Origin of the sequence: Bradyrhizobium sp. LA2.1 (genome assembly GCF_040547725.1) — a bacterium.
GTDB classification, from domain to species: domain Bacteria; phylum Pseudomonadota; class Alphaproteobacteria; order Rhizobiales; family Xanthobacteraceae; genus Bradyrhizobium; species Bradyrhizobium barranii.
Map to the genome: position 1 here is coordinate 78,015 of NZ_JBEPQI010000009.1, position 23,708 is coordinate 101,722.

A 23,708-nucleotide genomic window follows, 5' to 3' on the forward strand; every position below is an offset into this window, starting at 1 on the left:
ATCTGATCCTAGCTAAGGTCCCATGACAGACTTCTCTCCCCGCGAAATCGTCTCCGAACTCGACCGTTTCATCGTCGGCCAGGCCGATGCCAAGCGCGCGGTCTCGATCGCGCTGCGCAACCGCTGGCGGCGGCAGCAGCTCTCCGGCTCCTTGCGCGAAGAGGTACTCCCGAAGAACATCTTGATGATCGGCCCCACCGGCGTCGGCAAGACGGAGATCGCGCGACGGCTCGCCAAGCTCGCGAACGCGCCGTTCCTGAAGGTGGAAGCGACGAAATTCACCGAGGTCGGCTATGTCGGCCGCGACGTCGAGCAGATCGTGCGCGATCTCGTCGAGGTCGCGATCGCCCAGGTGCGTGAGCGCAAGCGCAAGGACGTGCAGGCACGCGCGCAGCTCGCCGCCGAGGAGCGCGTGCTCGATGCGCTGGTCGGCGCCAATTCCAGCCAGGCAACGCGCGAATCGTTCCGCAAGAAGCTGCGCGCCGGCGAGCTCAACGACAAGGAAATCGAGATCGAGACGCAGTCCTCGGGCGGCGGCATGCCGATGTTCGAGATCCCGGGCATGCCCGGCGCTCAGATGGGCGCGGTGTCGCTCGGCGACATCTTCGGCAAGCTGGGTGGCCGCAGCAAGACGCGGCGCCTGACGGTGGAGAACTCGCACGAGATCCTCGTCAATGAGGAATCCGACAAGCTGCTGGATACCGACCAGCTCACGCTGGAGGCGATCAGCGCGGTCGAGAACAACGGCATCGTGTTCCTGGACGAGATCGACAAGATCTGCGCACGCGACGGCCGGGTCGGCGGCGACGTCTCGCGCGAGGGCGTGCAGCGTGACCTGTTGCCGCTGATCGAAGGCACCACGGTCTCGACCAAGCACGGCGCGGTGAAGACCGATCACATCCTGTTCATCGCGTCCGGCGCCTTCCACGTCGCGAAGCCGTCCGACCTGTTGCCCGAATTGCAGGGCCGCCTGCCGATCCGCGTCGAACTGCAGGCACTGACCCGCGACGACATGCGCCGCATCCTGACCGAGCCCGAGGCCTCGCTGATCAAGCAATATGTCGCGCTGCTGCAGACCGAGGGCGTGACGCTCGACATCACCGCCGACGCCATCGACGCGCTCGCCGACGTCGCGGTCGCCGTCAATTCGACGGTCGAGAACATCGGCGCGCGGCGACTTCAGACCGTGATGGAACGGGTGCTGGACGAAATCTCCTTCACCGCCCCCGACCGCAGCGGCGAGACCGTCAAGGTCGATGCGGATTTCGTCCAGAAGCACGTCGGCGACCTCGCCAAGAACGCGGATTTGAGCCGGTTCATTTTGTAAGCAGAAAGGCCCGGCACTTCTGTCGGGCCTTTCGTTGTTACAGACAGAGCGTCAGGGACACTCAGGCAGGCTCAAGAGATTGTTGCGCGTGTCGTCATCGCCTTCGGTGCGCAAATACTTGTTGCCGAACCGGCTGACACCGACTTCGACCAAAACAGCCTTTGTCGAACCAGGAAGCGAAACGTAAAAGCTCCACTCTCTGCGCTCGATCATAGCGATCGCCTGCTCTTGTGTGATCTTCCACTGGCTTGAGCCGTAGCCACCAACGTGGGTGATCCGCTCGAACGGATTCGGGCGATCGCGTTTATTCACACAGCGGATTTGCGCCGTCTGGGGTCTGGTTTGCGGACTGGTCATTCTTCTCTCCTATCGAGAGCTGGGCTTGACCACCGACTCCACCCATGATTCCATGAAGTGCTTAGACAGCCTGTTCCGCGCCCAGCTCGGGATGCGGGTCAGAAGCTTTGAAGCCGTTGGGTCTAGCCACCCGACGGCTTCGCCGCTTCTGAGGGTCGCGGGAATGGTATCGGTGAGCGCCGTATCGTCAATATGTAGTGGTGAAAAGAATCCTGTGAACCACATATTGACTCCAAACCCTTTCGGAGTCCGATCGCGCCGATTCCCTCGGAGCGCCACTTGAGCGCGGTTCTTGCAAACCTGCGCCAGAATCCCTGGCGTCTCCTGCTCGCGATCAACGCGGCGGTCATCGTCGGCGTGTTCGTCCACAAGATCCGGCTGCCGCCTTACGTCCCCTACATCCACCTCCTCGTCGACTACCATTTCGGCTTCATCAAGCGGGCGCTGATCGGCGCGATCGTCGCGCTGTTCACGGACAAGGTGCCGGTTTGGCTGGTGTTCGCGCTCGGCGGGGCGACGTGGCTGGTGACGCTGGGACTGTACGCAAGGCTATTCCAGAAAACGTTCGGCTTCACCGCGAAGACGCTGCCGCTGTTCGTCTTCATCGCGGGCTCGCCGTTCTTTCTCAAGAACTTCATGCACACGCTCGGCCATTTCGACATCTATGGCTGCGCGCTGGCGATCATCCTGCTGCTGATGCCGGCGGGCTCGCTGCTGTTCGTCGCAACGGCCGCGCTGTTCTCGATCATCCTCGTGCTGATCCACCACATTCATCTGCTGATGTATGTGCCGACGATCATCACCATCGTCGTGATCAGGCACTACCTCGCGCATGGCGTCACCAGAGCGAATGTCGCGTTCGGTTTGGTCGCATTGCTTGGCGTGAGCGCGCTGTTCTTCGCGGCGCAATTCCTGGGAACGATGCCGATCCCGGAAGCGGATTTCGTCGCGTATCTGAAGACCCGGATGGCTGATCCGGCGCGGACCGACCTGCTGCAATTCGCCTACATCTGGTATCAGCCGCTGGCGAAGGAGGTTTCAGATACCTGGGGCCGCCTGCCACACAACATCCTCGGCGTGCCGGTGTTTGCCCTGCTGATCTGGTTGCACACGCCACTCTGGCGCTATTTCGCCGGCCTGATCGGCGCGCTCGCGGATGACATGCACCGGCGCCTCGTCGTCGCGGCGCTGATCGGCATCAGCCTCGCCTATCTCGTGATGTTTGCGATGGTGTTCGACTATTCGCGCTGGATCTCGAACTGGGCGGTCTGCCTGTTCCTGATCCTGCACGCGGTGAAGATGCTGCCGGCCAAATACAATGCACCGCTGATCGCGTCGGAGGATCGGAAGACAAACATCTTCGGCCTGATCCTCACGCTGATCCCGCGCGTCGGAATCGTTCGGCCGTTCTAATACCTCGCCCGGCGTATCCGCACATAGAGCGCGCCCTCGCCGCCGTGGCCGATATGCGCCTCCTCGAAGCCGACGACGAAGGCGCGGAATTCCGGCAGGCTCAGCCATTCCGGCACCTGGCGGCGGAGCACGCCGCTTTCGCCGCCGCTCCGTCCCTTGCCGGTGATGACGAGCACGAAGGTCAGGCCGTCGTGATGGGCACGGTGCAGGAAGCCCGTCAGGGCCCGGTGGGCGCGTATCTGGGTCATGCCGTGCAGATCGAGCCGCGCCTCGATCTCGCTGCGGCCGCGCGACAATTTTGTGCGCTCGCGCTTGCCCAGCGGTGCCAGCGGTGCCAGCGGCGGCATGGCCGGCTTTGCCACCCGCACAGCCGTCGCGGCAGCGATCGGCCGTGGCGATGGCGCAGATCGCGTGGCCGGCGCTGCCGGTGAAGGCTCAGTGCGCGGCGGGGCATGCGCCTTTGCCACGCGATGCTTCCGCAGCGGCTTGACCTGTTTTGCGACCGCATCCCACAGCGCGCGCTCCTCCTCGCTCAGCGCACGGCGGCGCGGCGAGGGACGAGGCTCCAGCACGGGCGGACGGGACGATCGCTTCATTGCTGCCGATGGGGACGATTCTTGACTGGCCGCCGCGGCTCCTGAACGGGCTCTATCGCGGGACGCGGCACCGGCAACGGGACCGGATTGGCAACGGCGACGGTCTCACCCTTACCTTGCGCCACGGCTGCGGCCGGAGCCGCCGGCTTGGTCTGATCCTTGGGCGAATCGGTCTGCGGAAACAGCTTTGCGATCTTCTCCGAGGGACGCGGATCCGGCACCGGCAATTTCGCGGCGCGCACCGTGGGATCGAGGCCCTTCGGCACCAACATGACGAAGTGCATGGAATGGCGCAGCCGTCCCGAGACGCGGACGGCATCCGCGCCGGCGCCGAAATAGAGATCGGCGCGCGCGGGGCCGATGATGGCCGAGCCGGTGTCCTGCGCGATCATCAGCCGGTGGAACGGCGTCTTGGAGCGTTCGGAATCGATCGGCAGCTCGCCCTCGATGAAGAACGGCGTGCCGTAGACGTGCAGCGCCTTGTCGACCGCGATCGAGCGGCCGGCGGTCAGCGGAATGCCCTGCGCACCCACCGCTTCTTCCTTGTCGGACAGATTGACCTCGCGGAAGAAGATGTAGGAGCGGTTCTGGCGGCGCAGATCCTTGGCGCCATCGGGGTTCTGCGCCATCCACTCCCTGATCTTCTGCATCGACATCTCTTCCTTCGGAATGATGCCGCGCTCGATCAGGACACGACCGACGGCCGTGTAGGGATAGCCGTTATAGGCGTCGTAATTCAGCCGGACCGTGCCGCCGTCGTCGAACTTGATCCGCGCCGAGCCCTGGATCTGGGCGAACAGCAGATCGGTCGGGTCCTTCAGCCAGGCGATCTCCAGCCCGCGGCCGGCGATCTTGCCGTCCTCGATCTCGCCGCGATCGTAATAGGGCACCAGCTTGCGGCGGCCGATCTTGCGATAGACCGGGCCCTTGTTGGGCAAGCTGACCGAGTCCTGCTTGTAGCCGCGCACGAACAGGTTCGACGGGCGACGATAGACCGGCACGTTGAAGGCGTCGGTCTGCGTCCGCGATCCCTCCAGCACCGGTTCGTAATAGCCGGTGACGAAACCGTCGGGCTCGCCGAGGCGCGAGATCCGCAGCGGCGCGAAATTCTCCTCGAAGAAGGTCCTGGCTTTGCCGTCGTCGGTGAGCTCGAGCGACTTGGCGGCCCGGCAGGGCTCGCTCAGCGAGCCGCCAAGCGCCTTCGGTTCGGCCGCACCGGTCTGCGCGTTGATCGTCCGGCAGCTCGCGCGGAACGTCTTGTAGGCGGCCAGATGGTCGTCGTCGCTCCAGCCTTTCACGTCCGTCCAGGTCAGCGGCAGATATTGCGCACCGGGGATTTCGAACGGCAAAGGGAGCTGCGGATAGGGCAAGGCCCGCGGCGGGGCGGCGGCAAGTGCCGGGAGATGATGGTGATGGCTGCGATAGTGACGCCGCGCCGCCTCGGCGCCGAGCGAAAACGACGACAGCACGACGGCACCTGCGCAAAGCGCCGTCGCGCTGTTCTTCAGGAAATTCTTAATTCGCGCTTCCGGTGCCAACCAGCTTCCAGTTTGGATCGCGAGAGGTGATATCGCGGGCGAAGGTCCAGATGTCGGTGATGTCGGCGACCGTGTCCGCACTACCGTCGACGATATTGCCGCTCTTGTCGCGGGTGGCCGAGATCATCTGCGAGACGAATCGTATGGTGAGCTGAGCCGTGCGGTCCCGCAGCTCGGCGCCGACGAGCTCGGCCTTGTCGATCGAGACGAAACGCGTCTCGGTCTTCTGCTCATACTTCTCGCGTTCCTTGATGGCGGCGTCGAAGCTGTCATAGACCTCCGACGACAGCAGGTCGCGCAACGCGCGGCGGTCGCCATTGGCAAAGGCCAGCACGATCATCTCATAAGCGCCGCGGGCGCCCGAGATGAAATGGCGCGGATCGAAGGTGGAATCCTTGTCGACGATGGCGTCGAGACCCTGGGCGAGCGCGGTGCCCGGCTCGGTCAGGCCCTTCCAGCGGTCGGAGGGCGGAGCCGGCTCGGCGGTCGGCGCCAGCGGGGCCTGGTCGATCACCTTGCCCGGCATGGTCACGACGTTCTTGTCCTGGGCACCCCCCAGCGCATTGCGGGCGGCGGTGCGGTCGAACGGCGGCCGCTCGTTACCCGTCCGCTGTCCCAGCACGCTGCGCAGCCTCAGAAAGATGAAGACCGCCAGCGCCAGGAAGATGATGGTGTAGATGTCCACGTCGTATTCGCTTTCTGGTCTTCGCTGAAAGGGGCCGTCTCGGGTCGTCGCCGGGAAAATCAATCCGGCCAGTAGACCGTTCCATACGGGAACGGCAAGTCTACATCACCATTTTAGGTCCGCGCGTCTGGTCCTCGGGATGTAGGCACGAAATCTTGCCCGGCCAATGGCGCCTTTTGGCACAGCGCCGAGTGTAGCGCGTTTTATGCTTAAGGGGAAACCCGATCCTGCCCGGAAATCGCGCATCTTCAATCGTTTAACGCGCGATTTCGTCAGGAGGGCCGGGTGAACGTCACAATTGCGGGGGCGGCGCGGATACCCGATCCGGGGCCGTTCGTCCTTGTGGAGTGAGGCGGCCCTATGTTAGCCAACCGCCGCGAAATTCAGCCCAAATCGGGTAAGGAGAGACTCTTATGACCAACGGCAACGGCACCCCTCCCGAGGCGGCCCAGGCTGCCCAGCTCAACGTTCTGGCGCAGTATATCAAGGACCTTTCGTTCGAGAATCCGAACGCGCCGACCTCGCTCCAGCAGCAGGGCCAGCCGCCCCAGATCAACATCCAGATCAATGTCAGCGCCATCAATCTCAGCGAAACCGAGTTCGAGGTGACGCTGTCGGTCGAGGGCAAGGCCGAGACCGCCGGTAAGATCATGTTCTCGTTCGAGCTCGCCTATGCCGGCGTGTTCCGCATCACCAACGTGCCGAAGGAGAATTTGCATCCGCTGGTCATGATCGAATGCCCGCGTCTGCTGTTCCCGTTCGCCCGCGAGATCATTGCAACCGCCGTGCGCGACGGCGGGTTCCCGCCCCTGATGCTGGATCCGGTCGACTTCGTCGGTCTCTATCGTCAGAACATGGAGCGGCAAATGGCCGCTCAGCAGACGAGCGGTCAGGCCTAAACAGCCGGAGGGGCGGCTGGAGCGGGCAGGAACTCGTTCCAGATCGCCTTGTCGCCGAGCGTTGCGATGAAGGCCCGATGGGCCTCGCGCTCGGCATCGGAAATCCGCGGCGCGAGCGGCACGGTCCGCTGCCGCCGCGGCACATCGCCAGCCGCATTGGCGCGAATGTCCTCGCCTTCCGAAGCGAGGAGCAATTGCGATTGCCGCGCCCCGACCAGATCGACATAAACTTCGGCCAAGAGTTCGGCGTCGAGCAGCGCGCCGTGCTTGGTGCGGTGTGAATTGTCGATCGAATAGCGCGAGCAGAGATCGTCGAGCCGGTTCGACACGCCCGGATGCTTGCGCCGCGCCAACAGCAGCGTATCGACCAGCCGCTCGCGCGGGATCGCGACACGTTTGACCTTGTCGAGCTCGGCGTTGATGAAGCCGATGTCGAACGAAGCATTGTGGATCACCAGCGGCGCATCGCCGATGAACTCCAGAAACGCGTCGACGACCTCGTGGAAGAGCGGCTTGGTCGAAAGGAACTCGGCCGACAGCCCGTGCACCGCAAAGGCTTCCGCCGGCATGTCCCGTTCGGGATTGATATAGACGTGATACGTCTGGCCCGTCGGCATACGGTTGAAAATCTCGACGCAGCCGATTTCGACCAACCGATCGCCGCGGAGCGGATCGAGGCCAGTGGTTTCGGTGTCGAGAACGATTTCACGCATGATCAAGAGGCCGTGTGAGGCAGCGAATCAGGCTCGCCGCTGCGGCATCTTAACGACCTCGGCCAGAATGTGCGTGATTTGGGCGCGCACGGGTTCAAGTCCGTGTGACGTATCCACTACGAAATCGGCCCGCTTGCGCTTCTCGGCATCCGGCGTCTGCTTGGCAATGATCGCGTCGAGCTTGGCCTCGTCCATCGTGCCGCGCTCCAGCACACGCTTGCGCTGGAGTTCCGGCGAGGTCGACACTACGACGACGGCATCGACCCGCTTCTCGCCGCCGGTTTCGAACAGCAACGGGATATCCAGGACCACGACGGGCGCCTTGGCTGCTTCCGCATCGGCGAAGAATTTTTGCCGGGAGGCGCCGAGCATCGGATGGACGATCTGCTCGAGCTGCTTGATCGCGGCCGGATCATGCACGACGCGCGCCGACAGTTTTGGGCGGTCGACCTTGCCGTTCGCGGTGGTGCCGGGAAAGGCGGCCTCGATCGCCGGCGCGGCCTGGCCCTCGTAGAGCTGGTGGACGGCGGCATCGGCGTCATAGACGGGAACGCCGGCCTCCGCGAACAATTTCGCGGTGGTGGATTTTCCCATCCCGATCGAGCCGGTCAGTCCAAGGATCCGCATCAGCACGCAGCCGTTTCTGTCACTCACACTGCAACTAGCCGTTCGCGCCGCAGGAACGCAAGCAACGGCAGCAGCGGCAGCCCGAGAATGGTGAAATGGTCACCCTCGATGCGCTCGAACAGATGGCTGCCGAGACCTTCAAGCTGATAGGCGCCGACACTGGTCGTCACCGCATCGCCGGCGGCGTCGAGATAGGCGGAAAGCTCCGTCTCGGTCATCGGCCGCATGGTCATGCGGGCCACCGAAACATCCTCGAAAACGATCTTGCCATCTCGCGCCACGGCCACCGCGGAATTCAGCGCGTGGCTTTTGCCGGCGAGATCGAGCAGTTGCGCCATCGCCTGCGCGCGGCCTGCGGGCTTGTTGAAGAGACGCTCGCCGAGAGCCAGGGTCTGATCGGCACCGATCACATAGCTCCCTGGATGACTGGCCGAGACTGCCTTGGCCTTCTCACGCGCCAGCAGCAGGGCGATGTCATGCGGGCCTGAAAGTTTCGAGGCGGCCTGAATGCCGCGCTCGTCGATATCGGCCGTGATCGCCTTGAACTCCAGTCCGGCACTCGCCAGCAGCATCTTTCGCGCGCTGCTCTGCGAGGCCAGTACCAACGGAGTTTCGCCGCGCCAGAGAGACATCGCCGAAACTATCCCGTGGGCCGGTTGCGCTGGCGATCACTGTAGAGCTTCATGATCGCCGCGGCGGTTTCCTCGATCGATCGCCGCGTGACGTCGAGCAGCGGCCAGTCGTGCTTGGCGCTCAGCTTGCGCGCGAACGCGACCTCGTCGGCGACCGCCTGCCTGTCGGTATAGGTGTCGCCGCTGGTATCGGCACCCATCGAGAGCAGGCGGTTCTGGCGCACCTGGATCAGGCGTTCCGGCGTCGCATGCAAGCTCACCACCAGCGGCCGCGTCAGGGTCTCCAATTGTGCCGGCACCGGAATGCCCGGAACCAATGGCACGTTGGCGGTGCGGATGCCGCGATTGGCCAGATAGATCGACGTCGGTGTCTTGGAGGTGCGTGAGACGCCGACGAGCACCACGTCGGCATCGTCGAGGCCTTCGACATGCTGGCCGTCGTCGTGGATCATCGTGTAGTTCAGCGCGTCGATGCGCTTGAAATATTCCGCATTGAGGACGTGCTGGGCGCCGACGCGGCCCGTGGTCGCGGCGCCGAGATAGGCTTCGAACAACTGCATCACCGGCCCGATGATCGACAGGCTCGGAACGTTGATCCCCTTGCACTTGTCCTCGAGCCGGGAGACCAGATCCTTCTCCAGCAGCGTGAACAGCACGATCCCCGGCGCTTCCTCGATCTCGTCGAGCACGCGATCGAGCTGCTTCTGGCTGCGCACCAGGGGATAGACATGCTCGACCGGGGTGACGTTGGCGTACTGCGCCGCGACGGCGCGCGCGACGGTGATCAGCGTCTCTCCGGTGGAGTCGGAGACCAGGTGGAGATGGAAATAATTGTTCGAGGTCGGCACAAAAGCCCTTTGTATAGAGGCGGTGTGGTTTGTGGATTTCTGTGGACCTTAACCCCTCGGAAAGGGTTGCGCGACACCAGGGGCGGGACAAGTGCCAATTTTCTTCACACCACTGCCCATCGGAACAAGTCCGGCGACCCGTTGAGAGGAAAACGGGATTGCGCGGACAACCCCCTTGATAAGCTGCCGACAGAAACGCGCAAGCCTTTGAAGCTGGCCGACTTATCGAAGGCCGCCGGAAGCATCAGGGATATGTTGATGGATGTGAACAAGCACACGTGAACGTGCGGACGGAATTGTGTGAGTCCTATTCACGGTCACATAGACTCAAACCTTAAGAATCTAAGATTCTAGATTAGAGGAAGGCGCTACGGACGGATAAGTGTGTAGGGTGAGACCTTAACGAGTTCTTACTATCCCCAGCGTTCCCTGCGCTGGACAGAAAGCCGGGCGCAGAAAATGTTCGAAGACGTCTATCTCTGGATCAAGGCGCTGCACGTGATCGCCGTCATCTCCTGGATGGCGGGCATGCTGTATCTGCCACGGCTGTTCGTTTATCACTCCGAGGCCGAGATCGGCTCGAAGCAGTCGGAAACGTTCAAAGTGATGGAACGCCGGCTGCTCAAGGCGATCATCAACCCCGCCATGATCGTCACATGGCTTGCCGGGCTCTATCTCGCCTGGTCCGGCCACTGGTTCTCGTTCGGCTGGCTGCACGTAAAACTGGCACTGGTCCTGGCGATGTCTGGGGTCCACGGCTTTTTTTCACGCTGGTGCAAGGATTTCGCCGCCGACCGGCGTCCGCGTAGCCAGAAATTCTATCGAATTATCAATGAGGTGCCGACTGCTCTGATGATTTTGATCGTCATCATGGTGATCGTGAAGCCGTTCTAGGCAAGGCTTGCGATGAATCGCTCAGCGCTTCGGCTTGCGGAGTGGAAAGCGATTTTCTATATTGGCGGCATCCCACCCAACGCAGGCGGATGTGGTTTTGTCTGAGCTTTCCAGAGGCCGGACACCGCATCAGGTTTGAAGCCTCACCGGCGCTCTCCTTGCCAGACCTGCGGACCTTACCTTCTCGCGTTCGCATTTCAGAGCCTCCTCGCACCCCCTCCCAAGGTTACCCCACAGGACCACCCCAATGCGGGAAATTAAACTCCAGGACCTCAAGTCGAAGACGCCGGCCGAGCTTGTCTCGTTCGCGGAAGAGAATGGGGTCGAGAATGCCAGCACCATGCGCAAGCAGGAGCTGCTGTTCGCCATCCTCAAGCAGCTCGCGATTGCTGAAACCGACATCGTTGGCGAGGGCGTCGTCGAGGTGCTCTCCGACGGCTTCGGATTCCTCCGCTCGCCGGACGCCAATTATCTGCCGGGACCGGACGACATCTACGTTTCGCCCTCGCAGATCCGCCGCTTCGGTCTGCGCACCGGCGACACCATCGAAGGCCACATTCGCAGCCCGAAAGAGGGCGAACGCTATTTTGCGCTGCTGAAGGTCAACACGCTCAATTTCGAAGACCCGGAAAAGGCCAAGCACAAGGTCAATTTCGACAACCTCACGCCGCTGTTTCCGAATCAGCGTTTCCGTATGGAAATCGACGACCCGACGCGAAAAGACCTTTCTGCAAGGGTGATCGACATCGTCGCGCCGATCGGCAAGGGCCAGCGCGCGCTGATCGTCGCGCCGCCGCGCACGGGTAAAACCGTGCTGATGCAGAACATCGCGCATTCGATCGCGCACAATCACCCCGAATGCTATCTGATCGTGCTGCTGATCGACGAACGTCCGGAAGAAGTCACGGACATGCAGCGCTCGGTGAAGGGCGAGGTCGTTTCGTCGACCTTCGACGAGCCGGCGGTTCGTCACGTCCAGGTCGCCGAGATGGTGATCGAAAAAGCAAAACGGCTGGTCGAGCATGGCCGCGACGTCGTCATCCTGCTCGATTCGATCACGCGCCTGGGCCGCGCCTACAACACCGTGGTGCCGTCATCCGGCAAGGTCTTGACCGGTGGTGTCGACGCCAACGCGCTCCAGCGCCCGAAGCGCTTCTTTGGTGCCGCCCGCAATATCGAGGAGGGCGGCTCGCTGACGATCATTGCAACCGCCCTGGTCGATACTGGCAGCCGCATGGACGAAGTCATCTTCGAAGAGTTCAAGGGCACCGGTAACTCCGAACTGATCCTGGACCGCAAGGTCTCGGACAAGCGCACCTTCCCGGCGATCGACATCTCGCGCTCCGGCACCCGCAAGGAGGAGCTCATCACCGATCCGCAGGTGCTCAAGAAAATGTACGTGCTCCGCCGCATCCTGAACCCGATGGGCACCATGGATGGGATCGACTTCCTGCTCGACAAGCTGCGCTCGACCAAGAGCAATTCCGAGTTCTTCGACTCGATGAACACCTGAGTGCGATGCAGCATGAGATCAGAGGGCGCCTTCGGGCGCCCTTTTGCTTTTGTGCGGCTTTGCTGCGGAAGAAATGCAGCATGGCGATGGGACGAAAGGAAAATCCGGCTCTTCCGTAAGTTGTTGATATATTTACGTAATGCTTGACGCTGGCTGACCATTTGGTGCTTGGGCGAGGCTGCCTCTGCAGCAAAATGATGCGCCTTATGTTGCATCGCAATAGAGCCGTTGCTGCGGGCCAGAGCGCAGCAAAAGGGGGCGTCGGCATCGCGAGAACGGGCCGTTTGCCTTTTCGTCGCCAGCCGGACAAATAGGCCATGCATCCGCGAGACCAGACCATCTTTGCGCTGTCGTCCGGCCCTGCGCCGAGCGCGATCGCCGTGGTGCGGGTCTCCGGATCGCAAGCGGGGCTCGCGCTCACGACGCTGGCGGGGAGGCAGCCGGCGCCGAGACAGGCCAGCCGCCGGCTGCTCCGCGATGGCGCGGGCCAGGCGATCGACGACGCGGTCGTACTCTGGTTTCCGGGGCCGGCCAGCGCGACCGGCGAGGACGTCGCCGAATTTCACGTCCATGGCGGCCGCGCGGTGCTCGCGGCACTCGTCTCCGCTATTTCTCTTATTCCGAATATGCGCGCGGCCGAGCCCGGCGAATTCACGCGGCGCGCCTTCGAGAACGGCAAGCTCGATCTCACCGAAGCCGAAGGTCTTGACGATCTCATCCATGCCGATACCGATCGTCAGCGCCGCCAGGCGCTGCGCCAGTTGCAGGGCCTGCTCGGCGATCGCGCGCGCGACTGGCGCGAGCGCATCATCGAGGCCTCGGCGCTGATCGAGGCGGGCATCGATTTTTCCGACGAGGGCGACGTGCCGGCCGAGCTGAGGGCGCCGGCGGTGAAAGCGATCAAAGCGCTGCATGACGAAATCACAGAAGTCCTTGCGGCACAGGGACATTCTGAACGCCTGCGCGACGGCCTGGTGGTCGCGATCGCCGGCGAGCCGAATGTCGGCAAGTCGACGCTGATCAATCAGCTCGCGCGCCGCGAGGTCGCGATCGTCTCGCCCTATGCCGGCACCACGCGCGACGTGATCGAGGTGCAGCTCGATCTTGACGGCTACCCGGTCACGGTGATCGACACGGCTGGCATCCGGGAGACCGACGATCCCGTGGAGCAGGAAGGCGTACGTCGGGCGCGAGCCCGAGCCGAAGATGCCGACCTCGTGCTGTGGCTGGTGGAGGGTGGGCGCGTTGTCGATCCAGGCGCGATGCAATCGCTGGTGAAGTCCGGCCCCGGGCGTGATCAATCGAGCGGCTCGGTCTGGATCGTCCGCAATAAGATTGATCTGGGCGAGGCGCGGGGCGTCGGGCCGCGCGGCGAGTTCGGGATCTCGGCGAGCCGGGGGGACGGAGTTCCCGACCTGATCGACGCTCTCGTGAAATTCGCCGCCGAGTTTTTCAGGACGACCGAGGGCGCTTTGGTGACCCGGGCCCGCCAGCGAGATCTGTTGCGCCGGGCATCGGACAGCTTGCGCCGGAGCTTGGAGCTTGTAGAAGACGGCGAAGAGCTTGCCGCCGAAGAGCTGCGTGCGGCGGCCTATGCCTTGGGTCGCCTGTTGGGCCGGGTCGACGTCGAGGACGTCCTCGGGGCCATCTTCCAGAAATTCTGCATCGGAAAATAGGACTAGTTCTTCATTGTAGAACTAGCGCTTGTTCCAGTCCTTGCGTTTCACGTGAAACGGCAGCGGGATGGGTTCCGGTCCGTTTCACATGGAACAGGTGCTTGCAGTTTCGTAGCCCGGATGAAGTGAAACGCAATCCGGGACGGCTCCGCAGCCGGAACACCTTTCCCGGATTTCGCTGCGCTCCATCCGGGCTACAAGCTTGTCCCGCTCCTTGCGTTTCACGTGAAGCAGCAGCGGGATGGGTTCCGGTCCGTTTCCCGGGGAACACGCACTTGCAGGCTCCGGCCTGTTTCACGTGAAACAGCGGGGCGAGTGGCCCGCCTCGGTCTCAGTGTTCGTGCGCACGGTCTGATCGCCTGACGGGCAGTGAGGGTCGTGGCCGGTGGCCGTCCCCCAAGCTCGTCATTGCGAGGAGCCCTCGCGACGAAGCAATCCAGACTGCCTCCACGAGGGGATTCTGGATTGCTTCGCTCCGCTCGCAATGACGGAGTAGACCGATCGCTTGTGCCCTCTCTACCCCCGCCCAGAGCCGCGCGGGATCTCGCCAGGAGTTCTCGCCCGGTTAGACCCATCCTGTTTTCACGTGAAACGGCAGTCCGCTCAGTTCCGGTTCTACTGTGCATGGGGTTGTTTTCGCGAAAATGCGCATCGCCTCCCGGCCGCCCCCGTTTCACGTGAAACAACCGCCTCACCCAGTTTCTACTTCCGGCTTCTCCGCCTCTGCGTTAGAAGTCCGCCCATGCGAACAGAGCGAGAGAGTTTCGACGTCATCGTGATTGGCGGCGGCCACGCCGGCTGTGAAGCCGCGGCCGCTTCCGCCAGGATGGGTGCGACGACCGCTCTGGTGACGCACCGTTTCTCCACGGTCGGCGCGATGTCCTGCAACCCCGCCATCGGCGGTCTCGGCAAGGGCCATCTGGTCCGCGAGGTCGACGCGCTGGATGGTCTGATGGGCCGGGTCGGCGATGCCGGCGGCATCCAGTTCCGCGTCCTCAATCGCCGCAAGGGACCGGCTGTCCGGGGCCCCCGGGCTCAGGCCGACCGGAAGCTCTATGCCGCAGCCATGCAGGCCGCGATCCGGGACACCGAAGGTCTTTCCGTCATCGAGGGCGAGGCGGACGAGTTGATCGTGGTCGAGGGCCGGGTCACCGGACTACGCCTGGCGGACGGCCGCGAGCTTCGGGCAGGGGCCGTCGTCGTCACCACCGGCACCTTCCTCCGCGGTCTGATCCATCTCGGCGAGAAGAACTGGCCCGCCGGACGGGTCGGCGAAGCCCCGGCGATGGGTCTTTCGAGCTCCTTTGAGCGGGCAGGCTTCACCCTTGGACGGCTCAAGACCGGCACTCCGCCGCGTCTGGATGGCACCACGATCGACTGGTCAGCGGTCGAGATGCAGCCCGGTGACGAGCCTCCGGAGCCGTTCTCGGTGATGACGGAGCGGATCACGACCCCGCAGATCCAGTGCGGGATCACCCGGACGACCTCCGCGACCCATGAGGTGATCCGCGCGAACGTCCATCGCTCGCCGATGTACTCCGGCCAGATCAAGAGCTCCGGACCGCGCTACTGTCCCTCGATCGAGGACAAGATCGTCCGCTTTGGCGATCGCGACGGCCATCAGATCTTCCTGGAGCCGGAAGGGCTCGACGATAGCACTGTCTATCCCAACGGCATCTCGACCTCGCTGCCGGAGGAGGTCCAGCTCGCCATCCTCGCCAGCATTCCTGGCCTGGAGCAGGTGAAGATGGTTCGTCCGGGCTACGCCATCGAGTACGACCACATCGATCCCCGCGAGCTCGATCCGACCCTGCAGACCAAGCGTCTGCGTGGTCTCTTCCTGGCTGGGCAGATCAACGGCACCACCGGATACGAAGAAGCTGCCGGGCAGGGTATCGTGGCCGGCCTGAACGCGGCTTTGGCGGCGAGCGGCGCCGCCCTGACCGTGTTCGACCGTGCCGATGGCTATCTCGGCGTGATGATCGACGACCTCGTCACCCGCGGGATCAGCGAACCCTATCGGATGTTCACCTCGCGCGCCGAGTACCGGCTGACCCTGCGCGCCGACAACGCCGATCAGCGCCTCACCGAGAAGGGGATTGCGCTCGGATGCGTTGGGAGCGCCCGGACGCAGCATCACCGCGCCAAGATGGACGCCTTGAATGTGGCTAGAGCGCTGTCGAAGTCCCTGACCATCACCCCGAACGAGGCGATCAAGCACGGCCTGTCCCTGAACCGGGACGGCCAGCGCCGTTCGGCGTTCGAGTTGATGGCCTATCCGGACATCGGCTGGAGCCAGGTCCGGGCCATCTGGCCGGAGCTGTCGGCGATCGACCCGGTCATTGCCACCCATCTGGAGATCGACGCGAAGTACGACGTCTATCTCGAGCGCCAGAGCGCCGACGTCGAAGCTTTCAGGCGTGACGAGGGGATGGTGCTGTCGGACGTCGATTACCAGCAGGTCCCCGGTCTCTCCAATGAGGTGCGGGCCAAGCTTGAGAAGGCGCGGCCGTTCACCGTCGGCCAGGCTGGCCGGATCGACGGCATGACGCCGGCGGCGCTCGGGATCCTCGCGGCCTACCTCCGGCGCGAGGCACGGAAGACCTCAAAGGCGATCGCATAGGCGTTTCACGTGAAACAGCGCGGGCCGGGCGGCAGATCGTCATCAGGGAAACCATCGGCAGGTGAGGGCGCGAGCCGTCGATCCGAGCCGACGCCGATCAAACCGAAGATCGACAAGGCCAGCGCCAACGATCGGTCGCTGGACTCCATCATCGCGGCGGACAAGCTCGCGGCGCTCAGGCTCGCCCCCGTTTCACGTGAAACCGAGGAGCGACTCGACCGCTACATCGCGCTGCTCCGCGAGTGGCAGGCCAAGACCAATCTGGTCGCGCCCTCGACCCTGCCGCAGCTCTGGACCCGGCACATCGCCGACTCGCTCCAGCTCGTCGATCTCGCCCCTTCGGCCAAGCGCTGGGCCGACCTCGGCAGCGGCGGCGGCTTTCCCGGAATTGTCCTCGCCTGTGCCATGGCCGGAACGCCGGGCGCCAGCGTCCATCTCGTCGAGCGAATCGCCAAGAAGGCAGCCTTTTTGCGCGAAGCAGTTCGCGTCACCGCATCTCCGGGGCTCGTACATCTCGCGGAGATCGGGGATAATGTGGATAGAATCACCGGCCCCGTGGATTGCGTCACCGCGCGTGCGCTGGCTCCGCTACATCAACTCATCGGCTTTGCGGAGCCGCTGATGCGCCAGGGTGCAAAAGCGCTGTTTCCGAAGGGTCAAGATGTAGAGGCTGAATTGACCGAAGCCGCTAAATATTGGAATATTCAGCCGCAGCTTCACCAAAGCCGTACCGGCGACGGTTGGATCGTCGAGCTGACGTCCGTCGAGCAGCGCGGCTGAGGCGTTCAGGGGTCGAGTGGGGAATTTGCGATGAGCGTGATTGACGAACCGCAGCAGCAACAGACCGGCGAAGTCCCGCAGGGCCACCCGCGCATCCTGGCGCTGGCGAATCAGAAGGGTGGCGTGGGAAAAACAACCACGGCGATCAATCTTGGCACGGCACTCGCTGCGATCGGCGAGCGCGTCCTGATCGTCGATCTCGATCCGCAGGGCAACGCCTCGACCGGCCTCGGCATCGATCGCCGCAACCGCTCCTGCTCGACCTATGACGTGTTGATCGGCGAATCGAGCTTGCGCGAGGCGGTGGTCTCGACCGCGGTGCCGCGGCTGCACATCGCACCCTCGACCATGGACCTCTCCGGCCTCGAGCTCGAGCTCGGCACCACGCCCGGGCGCGCGTTCAAGCTGCGCGACGCCATCGGCGCGCTCAACAACAACGTCTCGCCGGACGCCGATTACACCTATGTGCTGATCGACTGCCCGCCCTCGCTCAACCTGCTCACGGTGAATGCGATGGCGGCCTCCGATGCGATCCTGGTGCCGCTCCAGTGCGAGTTCTTCGCGCTCGAAGGTCTGTCGCAATTGCTCCAGACGGTGGAGCAGGTGCGCTCGACGCTCAATCCGAACCTGTCGATCCACGGCATCGTGCTGACCATGTTCGACTCGCGCAACAACCTCTCGAACCAGGTCGTCGCCGACGTCCGTCAGTTCATGGGCGAGAAGGTCTACAAGACCATGATCCCGCGCAACGTGCGCATCTCGGAAGCGCCGTCCTACGGCAAGCCGGTCCTGGTCTATGATCTCAAATGCGTCGGCAGCGAAGCGTATCTGCGGCTCGCCACCGAAGTGATCCAGCGCGAGCGCGAGCTGCGCACCACGCATTGACGCTGCCGTAGGGTGGGCAAAGGCGTCTTCGCCGTGCCCACTATCTTCTGCACACAACAGGTGGGCACGCTTCACTTTGCCCACCCTACGATAATTCAGTTCTGGAGTGTTGCACCGTGAATCCAAGGGAGCTGGCGATGGCCGACGAAGCGCGTTCGCGACTGGGCCGGGGTCTTGCGAGTCTGATCGGTGATGTCGGCGGCGAGGCTCAGCATGTCGATCGTCCGCGCGCGCAGCGCAAGGTGCCGATCGAATTCATCAAGCCCAATCCGCGCAACCCGCGCCGCGCCTTTTCGGAAACGGAGCTCAAGGAGCTCTCTGATTCGATCAAGCAGCACGGCGTGATCCAGCCGATCGTCGTGCGTCCGGTCAAGGGCGCGCAGGATCGCTTCGAGATCATCGCCGGCGAACGGCGCTGGCGCGCGTCGCAGATAGCCGGCCTGCACGAAGTGCCGATCGTGCCGGTCGACATCAGCGACAGCGATGCGCTGGAGTTCGCGATCGTCGAGAACGTGCAGCGCGAAGACCTCAACCCGATGGAAGAGGCGCTCGGCTATCACGCGCTCGCCAACGAGTTCAAACGCAGCCAGGACGACATCGCAAAGGTCGTCGGCAAGAGCCGCAGCCACATCGCCAACATGATGCGGCTGACGAAACTGCCGGCCGAAGTGCAGGCCTTGATCACGAGCGGCGAGCTTACCGCCGGCCACGCCCGCGCGCTGATCGGCGTGCCCGATCCGCTCGCCTCAGCGAGGCGCATCGTCGCGGAAGGCCTCAACGTCCGCCAGGCCGAGGCGCTCGCGCATGAAGAGGGTGTGCCGGAGCGCAAGCCGCAGAAGGCGCGCAGCACCGGGGGGAAGGAAAAAGACCCCGACACGATCGATCTCGAAAAGCGCGTCAGCGATGCGCTTGGCCTCAAGGTCACGGTCAATCACCGCGACCCCGGCGGCTCCGTCCAGATCAACTACCGCAACCTCGATCAGCTCGACGAGGTGATGAGGCGGCTGGCGAAGGGCGCGCTGTAGACGTCATTCACAGTCTGTCCCTCACCCTGAGGAGACGCGCGCAACGGCGCGCTCCTCAGGATGAGGAGTTGGCGCTTCGCTCCGTCATTGCGAGCGCATCTGTTTCCACATCGTCATTGCGAGCGAAGCGAAGCAATCCAGAATCTTTCCGCGGAGGGACTCTGGATTGCTTCGTCGCTTGCGCTCCTCGCAATGACGCGGAGAGAGGGGGGCCTTACCCCCGCCGCTTCGCATTCGCGGCGATGGCCATCAGCGTGCGCTGGGCGATGGCGGCGGCTAGCGTCGATTGCTTGCGGGTGTCGAGCGCGGCGGTCGCGAGCTGCTCGATGATTGCGGCGAGCCGCGCCACGCTGAAATTGCGCAGCGCCGTTTCCACCGCGGGCTTTCGCGAAAAATGCAGGCGCGGATAGCCGCCCTCGAGCACGGCGGAGGCAGGCTGGCCGTCGGCGATCGCGAGCGCAGATTTGTGCAGCCACGCGGCCTGGCGCTGCGCGGCGGAGATGATCACGCCGGGATAGGTGCCGGCGATCATGGCCTTTGCAAATTCGGTCTCGACGATGTCGGGCCGGCCGGCGAAGGCGCCGTCGACGATGGGATCGAGTTTCAGCTCGGACGCATCGGCAACGACGGACATCACGTCATCCAGCGTGATCTCGCCTTTGCCATGCGCATAGAGCGTCAGCTTGCGCAGCTCATTGCGCGAGGCCTGGCGGTCGCCGCCGAGGAATGACATCAGCGCCGCGCGGGCGTCCTGCGCGATGCGCAGATTGGCGATGCGGAGCTCGTCGTCCATCAGCTTGGCAAGGTCGCGCTCGGTGTCGGGATAGCAGCCGATCGCCACGGCCGTCTTGGCGCGCTCGCAGGCCTTGCGCAGGGGCGATTCCGGGCGCAGCTCGCCGGCCTCGATCACGATCCGGCAATCCTTCACGCCCATCTCCGCCAGCGTATCGATACCGCTGGCAAAGCTGCGCGAGCCAGCACGGACACGGATGGCGCGGCGGCCGCCGAACAACGGCACCGTCATGGCTTCATCGACGAGCCGCGACGGCTCGGCGGAGAGTTCGTCGCCGTCGAGCTTGACGAGGGAGAAGGGATCGTTGGGGTCGTCGACGGCCGAGGCTATCAGTGCATCGGCGCGCTCGCGCACGAGGCCGGCATCGGGACCGTAGAGCAGGATGATCGGTCGGCCCCCGTCGGGACGGGCGAGGAAGGCGTCGATCTCTTTTCCGCGCAGCGCGACCATCGGGCCCAACTGTCATTCCGGGGGGCGCGAAGCGCGAACCCGGAAATCTCGATCAATAATCTCTGGATTCCGGATCCGCCCTGCGGGCGCTCCGGAATGACGGGGATGACTTAAGTGCCGGCGATGAAGAACGAGGCGAGGCGCGTGTTGATGTTCTCGGCGATCTCGTTGGCGGCACGATCCTCGGCATCGCGAAGGGCCCGGTTGCGGGCAAAGCGCTGGTAGGAGCCGGGCATGTCATAGGACACGCGCGCGAACGTCGTGCCGGTCATGACCGACTTGCCGCTGACGACCTCGATCAAATTGTACTGGGCGTCGATGCCGTAGTTTTCACTGTTCGGCAGGCCGGTATTGGGATCGACGATCAGCGACGTTTTGCTGCTCGCGAAGCGAATCTCCAGGCGATGGGTCGGCGGCATGCCCGTGGCCGTGCCGTAGAGCTTGAAGGCCAGGGCGTTGCGGACCTCGACGCCGACACGGGCCTCGCGGGAGGCATTGGCCTTGTTGATCGGCGGAAGGTCGACCCCCATCAGCTTCTCGCGCAGGCCGGGGGTGCCGTCACCACGCTCGGCATACATCGGCTGGAAGCAGCCAGCCGTCAGCGCCGCCAATGCGGCGACCGCCAGCAAGCGGGCAACGATCCGGATCCTAGCCGACAACATTCACGATCCTCTTGGGGACGATGATCACCTTGCGGACGGGCTTGCCGTCCAGGGCCAGTTTTACCGCATCGAGGGCCAAAACGGCAGCCTCGATTTCCGGATTCTGGGCCACTGTTGCAACTGTGACCTCACCCCGCTTCTTGCCATTGACCTGGACCACCAGGGTCACGGCGTCTTCAACCAGCAAATCGCGTTCGATTTGGGGCCAATCGGCCTCGGAAACCAGCCCGCTATGGCCCAGAACCTGCCAACACTCCTCGGCCAGATGCGGCATCATCGGGGAGAACAGCTGAACCAGGATCTGGCTGGCCTCCCGGACCGCCCAGGCGAGGTCAGGTGTGGGCTGGCCGGGGCGCTGGAGCACCTCGGAGAACGCATTGGCGAATTCACGGATATGGGCAAGGCAGACGTTGAAGTGCAGCCGCTCGATGCCGGTGGTGACCTTGTCCAGCGCGCCATGGGCGGCCTTGCGCAAGGTGGTCGCATCCGGGCCGAACGAGCCCGGACGGTCCGCCGGCGCGGCCTGGCCGAGCTCCACTGCATCGTTCACCAGCCGCCACAGCCGCTGCACGAAGCGCGAGGCGCCCTGAACGCGCTCGTCGCTCCAGATCACGTCGCGGTCGGGCGGGGAGTCCGACAGCATGAACCAGCGGGCGACGTCGGCGCCGTAGGTCTCAATGATGTCGTCGGGGTCGACCGTGTTCTTCTTCGACTTCGACATCTTCTCGATCGGACCGATCTGGATGTCTTCGCCTGACGTGAGCAGCGTCGCGCGCCGGCCGTTGCCGCCGACCTCGACCTTCACCTCGGCCGGCTGCACATAGGTGCCGTCGGCCTTCTGGTAGGTCTCGTGCACCACCATGCCCTGCGTGAACATGCCGGCGAACGGCTCGTCCAGCGCAATGTGCCCGGTCGCCTTCATCGCGCGGGTGAAGAAGCGGCTGTAGAGCAGATGCAGGATCGCGTGCTCGACACCGCCGATATACTGGTCGACCGGCAGCATCCGGTTGGCGACGGCTGGCGTCGTCGGCGCGTTCTCGTTCCAGGGATCGGTGAACCGCGCAAAATACCAGGACGAATCCACGAAGGTGTCCATGGTGTCGGTTTCGCGCTGGGCCTTGCCGCCGCATTTCGGGCAGGTGACGTGCTTCCAGGTCGGATGATGGTCGAGCGCGTTGCCCGGTCTGTCGAAGGTCGCGTCATCAGGCAGCGTCACCGGCAGGTCGGCGTCCGGCACCGGCACCACATCGCATTTGGGGCAATGGATGACGGGAATCGGGCAGCCCCAATAGCGCTGGCGTGAAATACCCCAGTCGCGCAGGCGGAAATTGACCTGACGCTCGCCGACCGGCGCGTTGCCGCGCAGCTCGCCCTCCAGGCGCTTTGCGACCTCGTCCTTGGCCTGCTCGATGGTCATGCCGTCGAGGAAGCGAGAATTGATCATGCGGCCGTCGCCGTCATAGGCGGTGTCGGTGATGACGAACGTCTTCGGATCCTGGCCCTCGGGGCACACCACCGGAATGTTGCCGAGATTGTACTTGTTGACGAAGTCGAGGTCGCGCTGGTCGTGCGCGGGGCAGCCGAAGATCGCGCCCGTGCCGTATTCCATCAGCACGAAGTTGGCGACATAGACCGGCAGCTTCCAGCTCGGATCGAACGGGTGGACCGCGCGGATGCCGGTGTCAAAACCCTGCTTTTCCGCGGTGTCGATGATCTCTTGCGCGGTGCCGATCTTCTTGATGTCGGCGATGAACTGGGCAAGCTTCGGGTTCTTCGCGGCGGCTGCTTGAGCCAGCGGATGATCCGACGAGATCGCCATGAATTTGGCGCCGAACAGGGTGTCCGGGCGCGTCGTAAAGATCTTCAGCTCGCTCTCGCCGGCGGGCGTCGTCGCCTGATCCAGCGCGAAGCGGACCAGCAGTCCCTCGGAGCGCCCGATCCAGTTGCGCTGCATCAGCCGCACCTTGTCGGGCCAGCGGTCCAGCCCATCCAGCGCCGACAGCAACTCCTGCGAGTACTTCGTGATCTTGAAGACCCACTGGCTCATTTCCCGTTGTTCGACAACGGCACCCGAGCGCCAGCCGCGGCCGTCGATCACCTGCTCGTTGGCGAGCACGGTCATGTCGACCGGATCCCAGTTGAGCTTGCGCTTCTCACGCTCGGCGAGGCCGGCGGCGAGCATGTCCAAAAACATCTTCTGCTGATGCTTGTAGTAGCTGGGGTCGCAGGTCGCGAATTCGCGCGACCAGTCCAGCGACAGCCCGATCGAGCGGAGCTGCTTCTTCATCGCGGCGATGTTGTCGTAGGTCCAGGCCTTCGGCGCGACCTTGCGCTCGATGGCGGCGTTCTCGGCCGGCAGGCCGAAGGCGTCCCAGCCCATCGGGTGCAGGACGTTGAACCCCTTGGCGCGCATGAAGCGGGCCAGCACGTCGCCGAGCGTGTAGTTGCGGACATGGCCGATATGGATGCGCCCGGACGGGTAGGGGAACATCTCCAGCACGTAGTATTTCGGCCGCGAATCGTCGTTCTTGGAGACGAAGATCGCCTGTTGGTCCCAGGCGGCTTGCCAGCGCGGTTCGGCGTCGCGGGCGTTGTAGCGTTCGGAGGTCATGGAATCGTTGGGTTTTCGTGGATTCGGCCGTCTAAAGACGGCGGACTAGGCCATAGAAGTCCTTAGGGGGTCAATGGGTTGCCGCTGGCGGCGGCCCCCCGCAAGGCTGCTCCGCTAAAGTACGGACGGCCCATTGGGATCGGATTAAGGGGTCGGTGCGA

At 63.9% G+C, this 23,708-nt stretch carries 21 protein-coding genes; 10 read left to right on the plus strand and 11 right to left on the minus strand.

Features of this window, described 5'->3' with window-relative positions; all coding sequences use genetic code 11:
* The first annotated feature begins 22 nt into the window (after positions 1 to 22).
* Positions 23 to 1,327, plus strand: a complete 1,305-nt coding sequence (gene hslU, locus ABIB95_RS19240) for an ATP-dependent protease ATPase subunit HslU (RefSeq protein ID WP_085404957.1) — start codon at positions 23 to 25, stop codon at positions 1,325 to 1,327.
* Between the two features lie 51 nt (positions 1,328 to 1,378).
* On the opposite strand, the gene ABIB95_RS19245 is transcribed toward hslU, so the two are convergent.
* Entirely contained in the window at positions 1,379 to 1,684 is a 306-nt protein-coding gene (locus ABIB95_RS19245) for a DUF3892 domain-containing protein (protein WP_166062285.1), read from the minus strand.
* 279 nt (positions 1,685 to 1,963) lie between these two features.
* Between ABIB95_RS19245 and ABIB95_RS19250 the strand changes: the two genes are divergently transcribed.
* Positions 1,964 to 3,097: a hypothetical protein gene (locus ABIB95_RS19250; protein ID WP_354241251.1), complete on the plus strand. Its 1,134-nt coding sequence runs from the start codon at positions 1,964 to 1,966 to the stop codon at positions 3,095 to 3,097.
* Here ABIB95_RS19250 and ABIB95_RS19255 read toward each other — a convergent pair.
* From ABIB95_RS19255 to ABIB95_RS19265, 3 genes are read right to left on the minus strand one after another with little or no spacing between them, the layout of a single operon-like run.
* On the minus strand, positions 3,094 to 3,693 hold the full coding sequence (locus tag ABIB95_RS19255) for a Smr/MutS family protein (RefSeq protein ID WP_354241253.1): 600 nt from the start codon (positions 3,691 to 3,693) through the stop codon (positions 3,094 to 3,096). The genes ABIB95_RS19250 and ABIB95_RS19255 overlap by 4 nt on opposite strands.
* Complete coding sequence (gene mltA, locus ABIB95_RS19260; protein WP_354241255.1) at positions 3,690 to 5,231, minus strand: murein transglycosylase A; 1,542 nt, start codon at positions 5,229 to 5,231, stop codon at positions 3,690 to 3,692. The genes ABIB95_RS19255 and mltA overlap by 4 nt, the downstream gene beginning before the upstream one ends.
* Entirely contained in the window at positions 5,209 to 5,916 is a 708-nt protein-coding gene (locus tag ABIB95_RS19265) for a Tim44/TimA family putative adaptor protein (protein WP_063980275.1), read from the minus strand. Before ABIB95_RS19265 ends, mltA begins: the two co-directional genes overlap by 23 nt.
* Positions 5,917 to 6,329: 413 nt before the next feature.
* Between ABIB95_RS19265 and secB the strand changes: the two genes are divergently transcribed.
* Positions 6,330 to 6,815, plus strand: a complete 486-nt coding sequence (secB, locus tag ABIB95_RS19270) for a protein-export chaperone SecB (protein WP_028150166.1) — start codon at positions 6,330 to 6,332, stop codon at positions 6,813 to 6,815.
* Here secB and dnaQ read toward each other — a convergent pair.
* From dnaQ to ABIB95_RS19290, 4 genes are read right to left on the minus strand one after another with little or no spacing between them, the layout of a single operon-like run.
* A complete protein-coding gene (dnaQ, locus tag ABIB95_RS19275) occupies positions 6,812 to 7,528 on the minus strand; it encodes a DNA polymerase III subunit epsilon (protein WP_354113559.1) in 717 nt (238 codons plus the stop codon). The genes secB and dnaQ overlap by 4 nt on opposite strands.
* Before the next feature lie 27 nt (positions 7,529 to 7,555).
* Positions 7,556 to 8,155: a dephospho-CoA kinase gene (gene coaE / locus ABIB95_RS19280; RefSeq protein ID WP_354241536.1), complete on the minus strand. Its 600-nt coding sequence runs from the start codon at positions 8,153 to 8,155 to the stop codon at positions 7,556 to 7,558.
* Between the two features lie 23 nt (positions 8,156 to 8,178).
* Positions 8,179 to 8,787, minus strand: a complete 609-nt coding sequence (locus tag ABIB95_RS19285; protein ID WP_354241258.1) for a Maf family protein — start codon at positions 8,785 to 8,787, stop codon at positions 8,179 to 8,181.
* Positions 8,788 to 8,795: 8 nt separating this feature from the next.
* Positions 8,796 to 9,635, minus strand: a complete 840-nt coding sequence (locus ABIB95_RS19290; RefSeq protein ID WP_354241260.1) for a pyruvate, water dikinase regulatory protein — start codon at positions 9,633 to 9,635, stop codon at positions 8,796 to 8,798.
* 459 nt (positions 9,636 to 10,094) lie between these two features.
* On the opposite strand from ABIB95_RS19290, the gene hemJ reads away from it, so the two are divergent.
* From hemJ to ABIB95_RS19325, 7 genes are all read left to right on the plus strand, one after another.
* Positions 10,095 to 10,529: a protoporphyrinogen oxidase HemJ gene (gene hemJ, locus ABIB95_RS19295; RefSeq protein ID WP_028150172.1), complete on the plus strand. Its 435-nt coding sequence runs from the start codon at positions 10,095 to 10,097 to the stop codon at positions 10,527 to 10,529.
* 247 nt (positions 10,530 to 10,776) lie between these two features.
* Positions 10,777 to 12,042, plus strand: coding sequence for a transcription termination factor Rho (rho, locus tag ABIB95_RS19300; protein WP_045004625.1), 1,266 nt, complete (start codon positions 10,777 to 10,779; stop codon positions 12,040 to 12,042).
* Between the two features lie 317 nt (positions 12,043 to 12,359).
* Positions 12,360 to 13,718, plus strand: coding sequence for a tRNA uridine-5-carboxymethylaminomethyl(34) synthesis GTPase MnmE (gene mnmE / locus ABIB95_RS19305; protein ID WP_354241262.1), 1,359 nt, complete (start codon positions 12,360 to 12,362; stop codon positions 13,716 to 13,718).
* 742 nt (positions 13,719 to 14,460) lie between these two features.
* Positions 14,461 to 16,341 (plus strand): tRNA uridine-5-carboxymethylaminomethyl(34) synthesis enzyme MnmG, encoded by a 1,881-nt coding sequence (gene mnmG, locus ABIB95_RS19310; RefSeq protein ID WP_354241264.1) that lies wholly within the window; start codon positions 14,461 to 14,463, stop codon positions 16,339 to 16,341.
* Between the two features lie 9 nt (positions 16,342 to 16,350).
* Entirely contained in the window at positions 16,351 to 17,121 is a 771-nt protein-coding gene (rsmG, locus tag ABIB95_RS19315; protein ID WP_354241266.1) for a 16S rRNA (guanine(527)-N(7))-methyltransferase RsmG, read from the plus strand.
* Positions 17,122 to 17,151: 30 nt separating this feature from the next.
* The gene (locus ABIB95_RS19320; protein ID WP_063980282.1) at positions 17,152 to 18,006 is read left to right on the plus strand and encodes a ParA family protein; all 855 of its coding nucleotides are present in this window, start codon (positions 17,152 to 17,154) and stop codon (positions 18,004 to 18,006) included.
* Between the two features lie 137 nt (positions 18,007 to 18,143).
* Positions 18,144 to 19,031, plus strand: coding sequence for a ParB/RepB/Spo0J family partition protein (locus tag ABIB95_RS19325; protein WP_354241268.1), 888 nt, complete (start codon positions 18,144 to 18,146; stop codon positions 19,029 to 19,031).
* A gap of 214 nt (positions 19,032 to 19,245) precedes the next feature.
* On the opposite strand, the gene holA is transcribed toward ABIB95_RS19325, so the two are convergent.
* From holA to leuS, 3 genes are all read right to left on the minus strand, one after another.
* Positions 19,246 to 20,274 carry a DNA polymerase III subunit delta gene (gene holA / locus ABIB95_RS19330; protein WP_071908756.1) on the minus strand — a complete coding sequence of 343 codons (1,029 nt, stop codon included), beginning with the start codon at positions 20,272 to 20,274 and terminating at the stop codon, positions 19,246 to 19,248.
* A gap of 110 nt (positions 20,275 to 20,384) precedes the next feature.
* Positions 20,385 to 20,936, minus strand: coding sequence for an LPS assembly lipoprotein LptE (gene lptE / locus ABIB95_RS19335; protein WP_354178747.1), 552 nt, complete (start codon positions 20,934 to 20,936; stop codon positions 20,385 to 20,387).
* Entirely contained in the window at positions 20,923 to 23,547 is a 2,625-nt protein-coding gene (gene leuS, locus ABIB95_RS19340; protein WP_354241270.1) for a leucine--tRNA ligase, read from the minus strand. The genes lptE and leuS overlap by 14 nt, the downstream gene beginning before the upstream one ends.
* Positions 23,548 to 23,708: the final 161 nt, after the last annotated feature.

Coding starts and splice junctions, on each gene's coding strand:
- mnmE (WP_354241262.1), top strand. CDS start 12,360: ATGCATCCGCGAGACCAGACCATCTTTGCGCTGTCGTCCGGCCCTGCG.
- ABIB95_RS19255 (WP_354241253.1), bottom strand. CDS start 3,693: ATGAAGCGATCGTCCCGTCCGCCCGTGCTGGAGCCTCGTCCCTCGCCG.
- hslU (WP_085404957.1), top strand. CDS start 23: ATGACAGACTTCTCTCCCCGCGAAATCGTCTCCGAACTCGACCGTTTC.
- ABIB95_RS19325 (WP_354241268.1), top strand. CDS start 18,144: ATGGCCGACGAAGCGCGTTCGCGACTGGGCCGGGGTCTTGCGAGTCTG.
- lptE (WP_354178747.1), bottom strand. CDS start 20,936: ATGTTGTCGGCTAGGATCCGGATCGTTGCCCGCTTGCTGGCGGTCGCC.
- coaE (WP_354241536.1), bottom strand. CDS start 8,155: ATGCGGATCCTTGGACTGACCGGCTCGATCGGGATGGGAAAATCCACC.
- leuS (WP_354241270.1), bottom strand. CDS start 23,547: ATGACCTCCGAACGCTACAACGCCCGCGACGCCGAACCGCGCTGGCAA.
- ABIB95_RS19320 (WP_063980282.1), top strand. CDS start 17,152: ATGAGCGTGATTGACGAACCGCAGCAGCAACAGACCGGCGAAGTCCCG.
- ABIB95_RS19245 (WP_166062285.1), bottom strand. CDS start 1,684: ATGACCAGTCCGCAAACCAGACCCCAGACGGCGCAAATCCGCTGTGTG.
- hemJ (WP_028150172.1), top strand. CDS start 10,095: ATGTTCGAAGACGTCTATCTCTGGATCAAGGCGCTGCACGTGATCGCC.
- ABIB95_RS19285 (WP_354241258.1), bottom strand. CDS start 8,787: ATGTCTCTCTGGCGCGGCGAAACTCCGTTGGTACTGGCCTCGCAGAGC.
- holA (WP_071908756.1), bottom strand. CDS start 20,274: ATGGTCGCGCTGCGCGGAAAAGAGATCGACGCCTTCCTCGCCCGTCCC.
- mnmG (WP_354241264.1), top strand. CDS start 14,461: ATGCGAACAGAGCGAGAGAGTTTCGACGTCATCGTGATTGGCGGCGGC.
- secB (WP_028150166.1), top strand. CDS start 6,330: ATGACCAACGGCAACGGCACCCCTCCCGAGGCGGCCCAGGCTGCCCAG.
- dnaQ (WP_354113559.1), bottom strand. CDS start 7,528: ATGCGTGAAATCGTTCTCGACACCGAAACCACTGGCCTCGATCCGCTC.
- rho (WP_045004625.1), top strand. CDS start 10,777: ATGCGGGAAATTAAACTCCAGGACCTCAAGTCGAAGACGCCGGCCGAG.